Annotated in this window: 1 protein-coding gene; it reads right to left on the reverse strand. The window is 45.6% G+C overall.

From position 1 onward, the window contains the following. Positions 1–137 precede the first annotated feature (137 nt). A complete protein-coding gene (locus B3182_RS16370) occupies positions 138–389 on the reverse strand; it encodes an alcohol dehydrogenase catalytic domain-containing protein (RefSeq protein ID WP_414683349.1) in 252 nt (83 codons plus the stop codon). Positions 390–403 lie beyond the last annotated feature (14 nt).

Below are 403 nucleotides of genomic sequence, written 5' to 3' on the forward strand. Positions count from 1 at the left end.
ACCCGCCAATACCGATTACTGCCACCTTATCTGTTGGCTTAATATCAAATTGCACTAACGGATTGAATACCGTCAAACCGCCACAAAGCAATGGCCCGACGGATTTAAGATCAATCGCTTCAGGTAAAGGAATAACACTATTGGCATTTGCCCTNNGTAAGATCTGAACAGATATTTTCATCGCCGTTATGGCACTGTTCGCAGGTTTCACAATAATCAGCATACCAGCCTAATCCGACTGTTTGCCCGACTTCCAGGTTGGTGACAGCGGCACCAATCTGACTTATTGTTCCAACTACCTCATGTCCAGCAACGACCGGGTAAATAGACATCCCCCAGTCATTGTCGATAATGCTGATATCGCTATGACAAATACCGCAATATCGCACCTCAATCTCGACCT

The organism is Methylophaga sp. UBA4204 (assembly GCF_002379485.1).
In the GTDB taxonomy this organism is placed as follows: domain Bacteria; phylum Pseudomonadota; class Gammaproteobacteria; order Nitrosococcales; family Methylophagaceae; genus Methylophaga.